This is a genomic window from Escherichia sp. HH26CH (assembly GCF_009820205.1).
Lineage (GTDB): Bacteria > Pseudomonadota > Gammaproteobacteria > Enterobacterales > Enterobacteriaceae > Escherichia > Escherichia coli_F.
This window is the reverse complement of sequence record NZ_VNXM01000052.1, coordinates 1-14,198: the sequence shown is the minus strand read 5'-3', so window position 1 is coordinate 14,198 and position 14,198 is coordinate 1. Positions and strand designations below refer to the sequence as shown.

8 protein-coding genes and 5 pseudogenes are annotated in these 14,198 nt (G+C 50.3%); 9 read left to right on the top strand and 4 right to left on the bottom strand.

The features are described 5' to 3' along the window. Positions 1-77: 77 nt before the first annotated feature. The 3 genes and pseudogenes from traI to FQ015_RS16995 all read left to right on the top strand — a co-directional run. Positions 78-4,168: pseudogene (gene traI / locus FQ015_RS17005) on the top strand (conjugative transfer relaxase/helicase TraI); the annotation flags it as partial. Positions 4,169-4,187: 19 nt separating this feature from the next. Then, entirely contained in the window at positions 4,188-4,934 is a 747-nt protein-coding gene (gene traX / locus FQ015_RS17000; protein ID WP_053287544.1) for a conjugal transfer pilus acetylase TraX, read from the top strand. Positions 4,935-4,988: 54 nt separating this feature from the next. Then, positions 4,989-5,549 carry a fertility inhibition protein FinO gene (locus FQ015_RS16995; RefSeq protein ID WP_160524300.1) on the top strand — a complete coding sequence of 187 codons (561 nt, stop codon included), beginning with the start codon at positions 4,989-4,991 and terminating at the stop codon, positions 5,547-5,549. A gap of 1,284 nt (positions 5,550-6,833) precedes the next feature. On the opposite strand, the pseudogene tnpA reads toward FQ015_RS16995, so the two are convergent. Then, a pseudogene (gene tnpA / locus FQ015_RS16990) lies at positions 6,834-7,299 on the bottom strand (IS200/IS605 family transposase). 7 nt (positions 7,300-7,306) lie between these two features. On the opposite strand from tnpA, the pseudogene FQ015_RS16985 reads away from it, so the two are divergent. From FQ015_RS16985 to repA, 5 genes and pseudogenes are all read left to right on the top strand, one after another. Continuing rightward, a pseudogene (locus tag FQ015_RS16985) lies at positions 7,307-8,368 on the top strand (RNA-guided endonuclease InsQ/TnpB family protein). A gap of 182 nt (positions 8,369-8,550) precedes the next feature. After that, the gene (locus FQ015_RS16980; protein WP_001135589.1) at positions 8,551-8,799 is read left to right on the top strand and encodes a replication regulatory protein RepA; all 249 of its coding nucleotides are present in this window, start codon (positions 8,551-8,553) and stop codon (positions 8,797-8,799) included. A gap of 114 nt (positions 8,800-8,913) precedes the next feature. Then, positions 8,914-9,075: a protein CopA/IncA gene (locus FQ015_RS16975; RefSeq protein ID WP_141094714.1), complete on the top strand. Its 162-nt coding sequence runs from the start codon at positions 8,914-8,916 to the stop codon at positions 9,073-9,075. Continuing rightward, complete coding sequence (gene tap, locus FQ015_RS16970; RefSeq protein ID WP_064759272.1) at positions 9,045-9,119, top strand: RepA leader peptide Tap; 75 nt, start codon at positions 9,045-9,047, stop codon at positions 9,117-9,119. The genes FQ015_RS16975 and tap overlap by 31 nt, the downstream gene beginning before the upstream one ends. Then, the gene (gene repA, locus FQ015_RS16965; protein WP_160524299.1) at positions 9,112-10,134 is read left to right on the top strand and encodes a plasmid replication initiator RepA; all 1,023 of its coding nucleotides are present in this window, start codon (positions 9,112-9,114) and stop codon (positions 10,132-10,134) included. Before tap ends, repA begins: the two co-directional genes overlap by 8 nt. Before the next feature lie 1,531 nt (positions 10,135-11,665). Here repA and FQ015_RS24745 read toward each other — a convergent pair. The 3 genes and pseudogenes from FQ015_RS24745 to FQ015_RS16955 all read right to left on the bottom strand — a co-directional run. Continuing rightward, positions 11,666-11,817: pseudogene (locus tag FQ015_RS24745) on the bottom strand (IS256 family transposase); the annotation flags it as partial. Between the two features lie 79 nt (positions 11,818-11,896). Next, positions 11,897-12,736: a hypothetical protein gene (locus tag FQ015_RS16960; RefSeq protein WP_160524298.1), complete on the bottom strand. Its 840-nt coding sequence runs from the start codon at positions 12,734-12,736 to the stop codon at positions 11,897-11,899. Between the two features lie 6 nt (positions 12,737-12,742). After that, positions 12,743-13,138 (bottom strand): hypothetical protein, encoded by a 396-nt coding sequence (locus FQ015_RS16955; protein WP_001280081.1) that lies wholly within the window; start codon positions 13,136-13,138, stop codon positions 12,743-12,745. Between the two features lie 433 nt (positions 13,139-13,571). Between FQ015_RS16955 and FQ015_RS16950 the strand changes: the two are divergent. Further along, positions 13,572-14,121: pseudogene (locus FQ015_RS16950) on the top strand (IS66 family transposase); the annotation flags it as partial. Positions 14,122-14,198: the final 77 nt, after the last annotated feature.

Below are 14,198 nucleotides of genomic sequence, written 5' to 3'. Positions count from 1 at the left end.
TCATTAAGTCACCTGTTTTGTGTTGAGGTGAGAATATCACCTTTAATCAGGTGGCCAAATTTACTGTGCCACTACACAGTCGCGATATCATGAAACAGAACCGGGTGACCGTACATCCGGAGAAAAGTGTCCCCCGGACGGCCGGCTACAGCGATGCGGTCAGTGTTCTGGCACAGGACCGTCCGTCGCTGGCCATTGTGTCCGGGCAGGGCGGTGCAGCCGGGCAGCGTGAGCGGGTGGCTGAACTGGTCATGATGGCCCGGGAGCAGGGGCGGGAAGTGCAGATTATCGCTGCTGACCGTCGCTCGCAGATGAACCTGAAGCAGGATGAACGGCTGTCCGGTGAGCTGATAACCGGACGTCGTCAGCTGCTGGAAGGCATGGCCTTCACGCCGGGCAGTACCGTTATCGTCGACCAGGGCGAAAAACTCTCCCTGAAAGAGACGTTAACCCTGCTGGATGGTGCCGCACGTCATAACGTACAGGTCCTGATAACCGACAGCGGGCAGCGAACCGGTACAGGCAGTACACTGATGGCCATGAAGGATGCCGGGGTGAACACATATCGCTGGCAGGGGGGAGAGCAGCGACCGGCAACCATCATCAGTGAACCGGACCGTAATGTCCGCTATGCCCGGCTGGCCGGAGATTTTGCGGCCAGCGTGAAAGCCGGAGAAGAGAGCGTGGCACAGGTCAGCGGGGTACGGGAACAGGCCATACTGACACAGGCCATTCGCAGTGAGCTGAAAACACAGGGCGTGCTCGGACACCCGGAGGTGACCATGACCGCCCTGTCACCGGTCTGGCTGGACAGCCGGAGCCGTTATCTGCGGGATATGTACCGACCGGGGATGGTGATGGAGCAGTGGAACCCGGAGACACGCAGTCATGACCGCTATGTGATAGACCGGGTGACGGCGCAGAGTCACAGCCTGACCCTGCGGGATGCGCAGGGTGAAACGCAGGTGGTGCGTATTTCTTCTCTGGACAGCAGCTGGTCGCTGTTCCGGCCGGAAAAAATACCGGTGGCAGACGGCGAGCGTCTGAGGGTGACAGGAAAAATTCCCGGACTCCGCGTCTCCGGCGGTGACCGCCTGCAGGTGTCGTCCGTCAGCGAGGACTCGATGACGGTTGTTGTGCCGGGGCGGGCTGAACCGGCCTCCCTGCCTGTGAGCGATTCACCGTTCACGGCACTGAAGCTGGAGAGCGGCTGGGTGGAAACGCCCGGGCATTCCGTCAGCGACAGTGCGAAGGTTTTTGCCTCCGTCACACAGATGGCAATGGACAACGCCACCCTGAACGGTCTGGCCCGCAGCGGTCGTGATGTCCGGCTGTATTCCTCACTGGATGAAACCCGTCCCGTACTGCGGAAAAACTCTCCCGTCATCCGTCCTTTACGGTGGTTTCTGAGCAGATAAAGGCGCAGGCCGGTGAGACATTGCTGGAAACCGCTATCAGTCTGCAGAAAGCCGGGCTTCACACGCCGGCACAGCAGGCCATTCATCTGGCCCTTCCGGTGGTGGAAAGTAAAAACCTGGCCTTCAGCATGGTGGACCTGCTGACAGAGGCGAAGTCGTTTGCTGCAGAAGGAATCAGTTTTATTGACCTGGGAGGGGAAATCAATGCGCAGATAAAACGCGGTGATTTACTGTATGTGGATGTGGCAAAAGGCTATGGCACAGGCCTGCTGGTTTCCCGTGCGTCGTATGAGGCAGAAAAGAGCATTCTTCGCCATATTCTCGAAGGTAAGGAGGCGGTCACGCCGCTGATGGAGAGAGTACCCGGCGAACTCATGGAGAAACTGACATCAGGACAGCGCGCCGCCACCCGCATGATACTGGAAACCACCGACCGTTTCACGGTGGTGCAGGGCTATGCCGGTGTGGGTAAGACCACACAGTTCCGGGCGGTGATGTCAGCCGTGAACATGCTGCCGGAGAGTGAACGTCCCCGTGTCGTGGGGCTGGGGCCCACGCACCGTGCGGTCGGTGAGATGCGCAGCGCCGGCGTGGATGCACAGACGCTGGCATCCTTTCTGCATGACACGCAGCTGCAGCAGCGCAGCGGAGAAACACCGGATTTCAGCAACACGCTGTTCCTGCTCGATGAGAGCTCAATGGTGGGCAATACCGACATGGCACGGGCATACGCCCTGATTGCGGCCGGTGGCGGTCGTGCTGTGGCCAGCGGTGATACGGACCAGCTGCAGGCCATCGCGCCCGGTCAGCCTTTCCGTCTCCAGCAGACGCGCAGTGCTGCCGATGTGGCCATCATGAAGGAGATTGTGCGTCAGACGCCGGAACTGCGGGAGGCGGTATACAGCCTGATTAATCGGGATGTGGAAAGGGCACTGTCCGGGCTTGAGAGAGTGAAACCGTCTCAGGTGCCACGTCTGGAGGGCGCATGGGTACCGGAGCACTCCGTGACGGAGTTCAGTCACAGCCAGGAAGCGAAACTGGCAGAAGCGCAGCAGAAGGCGATGCAGAAAGGCGAGGCTTTTCCGGATGTCCCCATGACACTGTATGAAGCCATTGTCCGCGACTATACAGGAAGGACACCGGAAGCTCGGGAGCAGACGCTGATTGTCACGCACCTGAATGAGGACCGTCGCGTGCTGAACAGCATGATTCATGATGCACGGGAAAAGGCCGGTGAGCTGGGGAAAAAGCAGGTCATGGTGCCTGTCCTGAACACAGCGAATATACGCGACGGGGAGCTGCGTCGTCTCTCCACCTGGGAGAATAACCCGGATGCCCTTGCCCTGGTGGATAATGTGTATCACCGGATTGCCGGTATCAGCAAGGATGACGGGTTGATAACCCTGCAGGATGCGGAAGGTAACACACGGCTGATTTCGCCCCGGGAGGCGGTGGCTGAAGGTGTCACACTGTACACCCCGGACAAAATCCGGGTGGGGACTGGTGACCGGATGCGCTTCACGAAGAGTGACCGGGAGCGCGGTTATGTGGCCAACAGCGTCTGGACGGTGACAGCGGTTTCCGGTGACGGTGTCACGCTGTCGGACGGACAGCAGACCCGGGTGATTCGCCCCGGCCAGGAGCGGGCAGAGCAACATATTGACCTGGCCTATGCCATCACCGCCCACGGTGCGCAGGGGGCAAGTGAAACCTTTGCCATCGCGCTTGAAGGTACGGAAGGCGGCCGGAAACAGATGGCCAGCTTTGAGTCAGCCTACGTTGCCCTATCGCGTATGAAGCAGCATGTACAGGTGTACACCGATGACCGTCAGGGCTGGGCGGATGCCATCAACAATGCCGTACAGAAAGGAACTGCCCACGATGTACTGGAGCCGAAACCGGACCGGGAGGTCATGAATGCAGAGCGGCTGTTCAGTACGGCGCGGGAGCTGCGGGACGTGGCAGCAGGCCGTGCCGTTCTCCGTCAGGCGGGGCTGGACGGGGGAGACAGTCCTGCGCGGTTTATTGCTCCGGGGCGCAAATATCCGCAGCCGTATGTGGCACTGCCGGCGTTTGACCGTAACGGCAAGTCAGCAGGTATCTGGCTGAACCCACTGACCACAGATGACGGAAACGGGCTACGGGGCTTCAGTGGTGAAGGCCGGGTAAAAGGCCGTGGGGATGCACAGTTTGTGGCCCTGCAGGGCAGCCGTAACGGAGAGAGCCTGCTGGCTGATAACATGCAGGATGGCGTCCGGATTGCCCGTGATAATCCTGATAGTGGTGTGGTGGTGAGAATCGCCGGTGAAGGTCGTCCGTGGAATCCCGGTGCCATCACCGGTGGCCGCGTGTGGGGGGATATCCCGGACAACTGCGTCCAGCCGGGGGCAGGAAACGGTGAGCCGGTCACGGCAGAGGTGCTGGTACAGCGTCAGGCAGAAGAGGACATCCGCCGTGAAACGGAACGCCGTGCGGATGAAATTGTCCGTAAAATGGCAGAGAACAAACCTGACCTGCCGGACGGCAAAACAGAGCAGGCTGTCAGGGAGATTGCCGGGCAGGAGCGTGACCGGACTGTCACTTCTGAACGGGAAACCGCGCTGCCGGAGAGTGTACTGCGTGAATCACAACGGGAGCAGGAAGCGGTCCGGGAGGTTGCCCGGGAAAATCTGCTGCAGGAGCGTCTGCAGCAGATGGAGCGGGATATGGTTCGTGACCTGCAGAAAGAGAAAACCCTGGGCGGAGACTGATACAGGAAGATAAACGCTGATGACAACGGATAACACGAACACGACACGTAACGATTCACTGGCTGCCCGGACCGATACCTGGTTGCAGTCGTTGCTGGTCTGGTCACCCGGACAGCGGGATATCATCAAAACGGTGGCACTGGTGCTGATGGTGCTGGACCATGCAAACCGCATTCTGCATCTGGACCAGACGTGGATGTTTCTGGCCGGACGCGGTGCTTTTCCGCTTTTTGCCCTGGTGTGGGGGTTGAATCTGTCCCGTCATGCGCATATCCGGCAACCGGCCATTAACCGGCTGTGGGGCTGGGCCGTTTTTTCACAGTTCTGGTATTACGTTGCCGGCTTCCCCTGGTATGAGGGGAATATCCTGTTTGCCTTTGCAGTGGCGGCACAGGTGCTGACGTGGTGTGAAACGCTCAATGGGTGGCGTACAGCAGCGGCCATTCTCCTGATGGCACTGTGGGGGCCTTTGTCCGGCACCAGTTACGGCATTGCCGGGCTGCTGATGCTGGCGGTCTGTCACCGACTGTACCGGGCGGAAGACAGAACGGAACGTCTGGCGCTGGTTGCATGCCTGCTGGCCGTGATTCCGGCACTTAACCTTGCCACCAGTGATGCGGCGGCTGTAACCGGCCTTGTGATGACGGTGCTGACCGTTGGTCTGATGTCGTGTGCAGGGAAATCATTACCCCGTTTCTGGCCCGGGGATTTTTTCCCGACGTTCTATGCCTGTCATCTGGCTGTGCTGGGCGTTCTGGCGCTGTGAAGGGTGTGGTATCTTTGGCCGCAAGAGGATGATTCGTCAGAGGCAGAACACAGCATGACAGAGCAGAAGCGACCGGTACTGACACTTAAGCGGAAGACAGAGGGAACAGCGCCTGTCCGCAGCCTGAAAACCATCATCAATGTCACCACGCCACCAAAGTGGAAGGTGAAAAAGCAGAAGCTGGCCGAGAAAGCGGCCCGGGAAGCAGAGCTGGCGGCAAAAAAAGCGCAGGCCAGACAGGCGCTGTCCATTTATCTGAACCTGCCCACACTGGATGAGGCCGTGAATATCCTGAAGCCCTGGTGGCCGGGATTATTTGACGGTGACACACCCCGGCTTCTGGCCTGCGGTATCCGGTACGTGTTACTGGAAGACATATCGCGGAGGAATATCCCGCTTTCGCATAAAAAACTGCGCAGGGCGCTGAAGGCCATTACCCGTTCAGAAAGCTATCTTGGCGCAATGAAAGCCGGTGCCTGCCGGTATGACACTCAAGGGTATGTTACGGAACATATTTCTCAGGAGGAGGAAGCTTATGCGGCAGAGCGTCTGGCGAAAATCCGCCGCCAGAACCGGATAAAGACCGAACTTCAGGCAGTACTGGATGAACAGTAAAAAAGCCTCCACCAGGGAGGCGACAGAAATGAATATGACAAATATCAAGCAACTATCATTAGGGTATGAAAGTCAGATCGCATATAATTTTTATCATAGCTATATAAGGATGTTAAGAAGCAACTAAAAAAAACCTCCGGGGAAAACGGAGGCAAGGCTATCACGGTAAAAGGAATATGAAATCAGAATATGAGGACGTTTATCCTCATGACGTACTCTAAATCATATGATGATATATATCAATTTTAGATAGCAGCATTTAACGCTTTTGTTATCTTTGTTTTGTTTTTTGTATTTTTTTTGATTAAAACAAAAAATACAAAAAAAATAAAAAGGTCTTATCCCAAGACAAGACCAAAATGGAAGGTTATTTAGGATGCATCCGTCAGGATAACGAAATAAGATTCGAGTTAATAATAACAATCTTAAACTCATATGTCATCATTGTAAATGAAATTTTAAGGAAGAGGGAGGCTGGATGCTACTAAGAGTATAGCGATGTACTGCTTATTTATCTCTCCAGATAGCCAGATAGACTGACAGTCTTTTTTCGTAAAAGAGCTGAACACTACTACTGTCGGGCAGAAAGGGCCTAAAAGTATCCTTCTTTACCTCAGGGGGACAGAAGTCTGAATAATACATGAGGTTTTCTTATTTATATCCAGTTAGTCAAGTGATCGGTTCTTTTAATTAGCACAGAGTCTTTTTTTTATTAAACTGTGCCTTTGTATTTTGTGATTAAATTTCACAAAGCAAGGTGTTATTCAATGTGTGCTGCAATATTCAGGATACCTGAGATACAGGTGCCATTTATTTGTTATGGAGAATAACGTAGAAAAATAAAAAACGCCTCCGCATGGGGGCGGAGGGCGAAGGATTCATCCCGGACGCATCCTGGTGTGAATCAGTATATTTGTATATGTCTCATCATGTACAGGATCTGTGTCCACGTCCAGACAACTCCTGGGAATGATAGCGCTGCATATTACGGTTGATAACACTCCGATGTAATATTTTGTCATGAAAGTTTTACAAAAAGAATATGAAAAATAACTATTATGGAGAAGGTAAACGGGGGGATACAGAAACATGTATATCCATTATTGATTATGAGAACTGCAGTAATCTGAAAAATATATCTCTTAAAGAATATACAGAGATTAATAATCTTTACTGGTTCTCTGCAGCAAAGTGTTTCATTGCCTGTTAATTCATTTCCGGAGAATGTGAAAGTACGCATCAGACGGACTAATTATCACTGTCCAAGTTTATGGGGTCAGTTCATCAAGGGCGGGGATATAAGGCGCGGTTTTCCACCTGACCAGGTGTTTGCTGTTGTTCAATGTATTGACGGATGACGGATATTGGCGCACCTCCGCCGCTACTGGCAAAATAGCCGGGACTCCACAAAACGCCTTTGTAGTAATACCTGACTGCAATATCTGGTCGCTCTCGTCGCAGTAACCTACTCGATACGCCTTTGAAGCTGTTTACCGGACTGGATATCGCCAGTTTGGGAGGATAGGGGAATTAACAAATGGACGTGATCTGGTTCGCCATCCATTTCAACCCGTTCAGCTTCAAAATCAGCACATACATTTGAAAAGTAAGTGCGTGTTTTTTCTGTCGCGTCATAGCCAAAAATCTGACGTCGGTATCTGGTGACAAAGACCAGGTGAACATGCATCAGGAAAACACAATGCCTTCCACGCCGGATATCGGTTTCTTTTTTCATAGACCAAAGTATCATTTGACCTGTGAAACGATTACAGGCATTTAAATTCTAGTTAAGACCCGGTGGTCAACAGGAGTGTGAAATGAGGCGCTTCGCAGGCGCATGTCGTTTAGTTTTCAATCATGCTCTGGCGCTTCAGAATGAGAATCATGAGGCCGGGAATAAATACATCCCTTACGGGAAAATGGCTTCCTGGCTGGTTGAGTGGAAAATGCCACTGAAACGCAATGGCTTAAAGGTGCCCCGTCACAGCCATTGCAACTGTCACTGAAAGACCTTGAGCGGGCTTACAAAAACTTTTTCCGGAAGCGGGCGGGGTACCCCCGATTCAAAATGCGGGGACAGAATAATGCATTCCGCGACCCGCAGGGCGTTAAGCTCAATCAGGAAAACAGCCGTATTTTTCTGCCGAAACTGGGCTGGATGCTGGCGTGGCTGAACTCGCCACGCTGTCAGATGGCACAGTCCTTGAGCCTGTAAACAGTTTTCAGAAAAACCAGAAGAAGCTGGCGAGACTTCAGCGACAGTTAAGCCGCAAGGTCAAATTCAGCACTAACTGGCAGAAGCAGAAACGAAAAATACAGCGACTGCATTCCCGTATCGCAAATATCCGCAGGGACTACCTTCACAAAGTCACCACGACCGTCAGCAAAAACCACGCAATGATAGCATTGAGGATTTGAAGGTCAGCAACATGTCAACGTCAGCAGCGGGTACGGTCAGCCAGCCGGGGCGCAATGTCCGGGCAAAATCAGGTTTAAACCGTTCGATACCGGAGCAGGGCTGGTATGAAATGCGCCGCCAGTTTGAGTACAAGCAGCTTTGGCGTGGCGATCAAGTACTGGCTGTTCTGCCAGCGTACACAAGCCAGCGCTGCGCGAGCTGTGGTCATACAGCGAAAGAAAATCGCCTGTCACAAAGTAAATTCAGATGCCAAATATGTGGATATACAGCGAACGCCGATGTAAACGGTGCTCGTAACATTTTAGCGGCGGGGCACGCCGTTCTTGCCCGTGGAGGAATGGAGCAGTCAGGCCGCCCGTTGAAGCAGGAACCCACCGAAATAATTCAGGCGACAGCCTGAACGTAGCAGGGATCCTCGTCATTCAGGGCGTGGAGGATGTCAACAAAATCACATTAACCGGTCGTAATCAGACATGATTTGTGCGCCAACACGGATCATCGTCACAACTTTCAAGTCGCTGATTTCAAAAAACTGTAGTATCCTCTGCGAAACGATCTCTGTTTGAGAATTGAGGAGGCGAGATGCCGCAGATAGAAAATGCAGTGACTTCCTCATCAGGTACAAAGCGAGCATACAGAAAGGGTAATCCTTTGACGCTTGCAGAACGTCAGCAGGCGTCCCTGGCAAGAAAACGAGCCACACATAAAGAACTCCGAGTGTTCATTCCTGCTGCGTTAAAAGCTCAATTGCAGGTGATGTGTGAAGCAGAGGGAGTTACCCAGGCTGAGATGATTGCTGAACTGATAAAGCAGAAGTGTGCTTTTAGCTAACTAAAATGTAGCGACGTCACATTCTTGCCTGTTTTTGGTGTGCGTGATAGATTGCTGATCGTTTAAGGAATTTTGTGGCTGGCCACGCCATAAGGTGGCAGGGAGCTGGTTCTGATGTGGATTTACAGGAGCCAGAAAAGCGAAAACCCCGATAATCCTCTTCAACTTTGGCGAGTACGAAAAGATTACCGGGGCCCCATAAAACCGCATAGCCAACAATCAAGCTATGTGGGGAGTATAGTTATATGTCCGGAAAAGTTCAAGACTTCTTTCTGAGCTTACTCCTTCTGTGCATTGTAAGTGCAGGAAGGTGTGACTGAAAGATACAACTTACAAAGACAGTGGAGTCAGCTTCCGCCAGAAGAACAAATCCGTTTCTGGGAAGCTTATGAAGCGGGAAGGGCGACCTCTTTCCTGGTTGAGCCGGAAAGAAAGTGTACGAAGCGCCGCCGTGGTGAGCACTCCACTAAACCTAAATGCGAAAACCCGTCCTGGTATCGTCCTGCGCGCTATAAGGCGCTGAGTGGGCAGCTCGGACATGCCTATAACCGTCTGGTAAAAAAGGACCCGGAAACCGGGGAGCAGAGACTACGTATGCGCATGTCGTTGCATCCTTTTTATGTGCAGAAGCGGACGTTCGTCGGCCGTAAATATGCTTTCCGGCCAGAAAAACAACGTCTCCTCGATGCCATCTGGCCGGTTCTGGTCAGTTTCAGTGATGCCGGCACACACACTGTGGGGATGAGCGTCTCCCGTCTGGCCAGAGAAATCAGCCCAAAAGACAGTAAAGGAAAGGTTATCCCTGAACTCGAAGTGACGGTCTCCCGTCTTTCACGCCTGCTGGCCGAACAGGTACGTTTTGGTGTGCTGGGGGTGTCAGAGGAAACGATGTGGGACCGTGAAACCCGCCAGCGTCTGCCGCGCTATGTCTGGATAACACCGGCAGGCTGGCAGATGCTGGGCGTCGACATGGTTAAACTGCATGAACAGCAGCAGAAGCGATTGCGTGAAAGCGAAATTCGTCAGCAGCTCATCCGGGAAGGTGTGCTGCGTGAGGATGAATATATCTCCGTACATGCGGCCAGAAAACGCTGGTATCTGCAGCGCAGCCAGGATGCGCTGAAACACCGTCGTGCGAAAGCTGCAGCCCGCAAGCGTGCCAACCGCCTGAAGAAATTACCTGCTGACCAGAAGATTTACGAGATGTCACAACACATCCTGAAGCGTATGCCGCCGGATGAAGCCTACTGGTGTACGCCGGAACGCTTACAGCAACTGGCCATCAGGGAGTTGTACCAGCTTGAACTGACGCTGGCTGCGCCACCGCCGCACTAGACAGCACCATTCCTTCAGCACTTAATCATCGCCAGCCCCTCCGGGGCTTCCGGCGCTGGTTCCGTTCAGCCAGAAATCCCCCGTAATCACCTCAAATCCCCATATTCGGTCACACACGACCATAAAATCACTCATCGGTCGTCATAACGTGTCCACGTTGTTCCAGTTATTCACATAAATCCGCAAACAAAGAACTCAAAGAAGCCGCAATTAAGAAACAACAAACCTGCAATATAATCTTACCCCCTTCATTTAATCCCCTGCGTTGCTTCGCCGCAGGGAAATCTTTATCTCTGAAACGTTTGTGAACAAGTACAAGCACCTCCCACCTCAAGCGGTGGGCCCCGAACAGAGTCACTTTAGTTACAACACACAAACCGAATACCTGAAAAATCCAGTCCCGCGCAGAACTAAAGCCACAAAACTCCTCCCCATAACTGAAAAGCGGCCCCGCCCCGGCCCTCCGGGCCGGAACAGAGTCGCTTTTAATTATGAATGTTGTAACTAAATATCATCATCGCTGTCAGTCTTCTGGCTGATAGTTTTAAATACACGCTCGTAAGCGGCCCTGACGGCCCGCTAACGCGGAGATACGCCCCGACTTCGGGAAACCCTCGTCGGGACCACTCCGACCGCGCACAGAATCTCTGTCATGGCTGAAAGCAGGTATGGCTTAGCAGGGGTGGGATGGGTAAGGTGAAATCTATCAATCAGTACCGGCTTACGCCGGGCTTCGGCGGTTTTACTCCGGTATCATATGAAGCAACAGAGTGCCGCCTTCCATGCCGCTGGCGCGGCATATGTTGGTAACAATGTCTGAAAATTTATACGCAGGATAATGACAAGGTGATAAATGATAAAGGTTAATATGAGTTTAAGAATATGCTGAACTGAAGATGCTTTTATGGCTGCTGCAAAACGTGGGATGTAATGGCTCTCAGTTAATCCGGCATTTTATGCGATAAACCATTGAATGAAATCATAATATCCAGTCCTGTGACTGGGTTTAAACCGGAAGCTAGTAACAGTAATGTGGCGATGTGCTCGCTAGATAGCGATCAATATGCACGAGATTGATTGCGGACTAAAAAGTATGATATAATTACTTCCATTAAAGATTTATGTTTGGCAAGTATAAGAACTCTCCGCCTTGTATTTTGAAGGCTAGATGTTCATGGTGACGGATTTTGTCTGATAATTTAGTTAGCCGAAAGAAGCACCTGAAGACCGATGTGTAGTCAACTCGCAACATTCGTTAACACTTGTGTTGTGCTGAAGGCAAGCATCTATAGGTCGATGATAAGATCGAGCTGTAGCATTTTGAAAAATATCTTTGTGCTATAGTAAGACATTCATTTTAAGTACTTACCAAAAGTAATAGGGTATTTTTACCCAGAAAAAGGCCAAGATTTCTCTTGGCCTTTTTACTTGAACCTGTTTTACCGTTTTATGTAAATGACTTTGCAGAGGTCAGTCGGGTAAGCGAAGAACGTCGCTACCCTGGTTATCCCCAGTAATACGGGGTTGTTTTTTTCTCGCGTCTGAGATGATGAGTCATCTGAGCATTGAGTGTGGCTTCAACGCTGATCTTTTTCAATCAGACGGTCAAACTGGCCGGGGTCTTCAGGAGTTTTGAGGTTTTGGTCTGTCCGTTATCCCGTGCCTAAACTGTTTTTCGTCCATAAATTAACCTTCATTTAATGCTGGATTGAGCATATCAAAATTAGGCAATTACATAAATCAATGTACAAGCTCTGTTACTTCAATACTCCATAAAATCACTCGTAAACATGTTAATGTGAGTCACCTTATTTATATTTTCTCTTGCATCATGGCAGTTAAAAAAAGATCCAGATATGGGTTTCTTACCCCTCTTCTGCACATTAAAATGCCTAAATTCATCGATCCTATGACTAAACCTATACTTGGAGCTTAAATCGCAAAGTAAATTATGCCCATTTGCAGGTGAAGTCCCTTGCTTTGAATGATATTCGTGACCAAAAATGAAATTATTAAGATTTATATCTACGAATATTCTACCGGGATTTATATCCGGAACTTTTTTATAGCAATCATTTTTTATTTTTTTTATATCCGCAGCAAGATTACTAATATCAATTTCATGAATCCTCTTTAGAGAATCAAAAAAGGACCTTAGCAACGGATTGGAAAAATTACGGTATGGCAACCTCATCAAAATACCATTCTTAATAAGAAGCTCTTTTTTAATTTGCATGAATTTTTTCACTGACAAACTTATTAAAGATTCAATTTCTTGTTTCAGCTTCCCATCGGTTATATTCGTTGAGCATCTACTAAGATCAAAAACCATGAAAAAAAGCCCGAAATGCTTACAAAGGTAAGGGTAGTAATCTGAATCACAGAACAAGATCACCCCATTGTAAGCTGAGTAAAAATCCTCCAGTTCGGATTTTACATACATCATTAGATCACTATGTTTCGTATTATTTTTTATTTTTACTTGCGAGATAACGCCTTTTTCTCCATTTGAGATTAAAGAATTATTTATAGGTAATGATGGTTCACTACCGGTAAATGACAAAAGTCGCTCATCCTTTGAAATAAAAATAAAATGAATCATGGGGGATCACTTCATAAGTTTAACCAAAATATCCGTTGGAATGATTACTCGTTTCAAATCATCATCACTTAGGTTGTTGAGAATTGAAAGAAGATCCAAAATCAACCTATCATTATTCTTGTTTTGTTCTCTTATCTTTGTAGAAAATAGTTTAGGGTCTTCCGGTTCGTACTCTTCCCCATTAGGAACTAAACCGATATATTCAGGTTTATTGGGGTCGCTATAAATAAATGAGTCAAGGTCCTTTATATTTGCAGAAACCCAACTACCTATGTTGACAAAACCTTCTTCTTCTTTTATTTCTTTGAACTGTTCACCAATTGTACTAAACAACAAAGGTTTATGTTTTTTATACCAATAAGTTCTAATTTCTTCACTTAACTTCTTTTTGATATCACTCATAAGCCTATCCTTAAATAAAGTTCATTTAACGTAACATTTTTTACCCGCCCCCAGGAGGGACTCTCATTGTGATTCTGCCATGAACTGGCTATTTTCGGCACCTTTCCTTGCTCAAAATTCTGAAAAACTCTCCTGATGATTTAAGCCCCTCTTGGCTATGCAGGAGGCCGTGCACAAAATGCCCTCCTGCATAGCCAAGCAGGGACAGATCCCGAACGGCGCGGTGCTGGATAATCCGCAGGCGCGTCAGTGGATTTTAGAGGGTTTCGGTGCGCAATCCTGAACCAACCGTGTAGAGCTATTTTAACATGATAAATCAAAGCGATAATTCATGGAAGTGCTTCATGTAGCTGTGGGGTGTAACTGTGAAATGTTGGTGTTGGTGAAATGACGCCTCCTCACCCAACTCCAGACAATGGGGGCGGCAAAACGTCTGCTATCCTCCCTACGCCAATCTTCAGCCCGTAAACTGTTATCGGCGTACTTTCCCCGTGAAATCCGGGTCATCTGGCCGGAAGAGGAATGCTGCCGGGCCTGTGTGACCTCAGTCCACTGGGATGTGATGTGTCAGAGCAACTGGAGCTTATCAGCAGCGCCTTTAACGTTATCGAAACACAGCGTCCGAAGCTGGTCTGTGGCCGGAGCGAAGCTTCTGGCCCATGTTGTCACCGGTAAATATGCAGATCATCTGTCATTATACCGCCAGTCAGAAATATATCGTCATCAGGGGGGGGAGCTGAGCCCCACCACGCTGGGGGACTGGGTTGGAAAGGCATACATCCACAGAATCACGTGGCTGGTTACAGCAGCGTGCTTCAGGCCGATACTTACGATGGTTACCGTGCGTTGTACGAATCCGCCAGAATAACGAAAGCTGCGTGTATGGCACATGCCTGGAGGAAAATCCACAATGTGCGCGCAAGAGCGCCCACCGATATCACCACAGAAGCCTGCAGTGTATCGGTGAACTGTATGCCATCGAGGTGTAGTGGCACAGTAAATTTGGCCACCTGATTAAAGGTGATATTCTCACCTCAACACAAAACAGGTGACTTAATGA

Coding starts and splice junctions, on each gene's coding strand:
- traX (WP_053287544.1), top strand. CDS start 4,188: ATGACAACGGATAACACGAACACGACACGTAACGATTCACTGGCTGCC.
- FQ015_RS16995 (WP_160524300.1), top strand. CDS start 4,989: ATGACAGAGCAGAAGCGACCGGTACTGACACTTAAGCGGAAGACAGAG.
- FQ015_RS16980 (WP_001135589.1), top strand. CDS start 8,551: ATGCCGCAGATAGAAAATGCAGTGACTTCCTCATCAGGTACAAAGCGA.
- FQ015_RS16975 (WP_141094714.1), top strand. CDS start 8,914: ATGTGGATTTACAGGAGCCAGAAAAGCGAAAACCCCGATAATCCTCTT.
- FQ015_RS16960 (WP_160524298.1), bottom strand. CDS start 12,736: ATGATTCATTTTATTTTTATTTCAAAGGATGAGCGACTTTTGTCATTT.
- FQ015_RS16955 (WP_001280081.1), bottom strand. CDS start 13,138: ATGAGTGATATCAAAAAGAAGTTAAGTGAAGAAATTAGAACTTATTGG.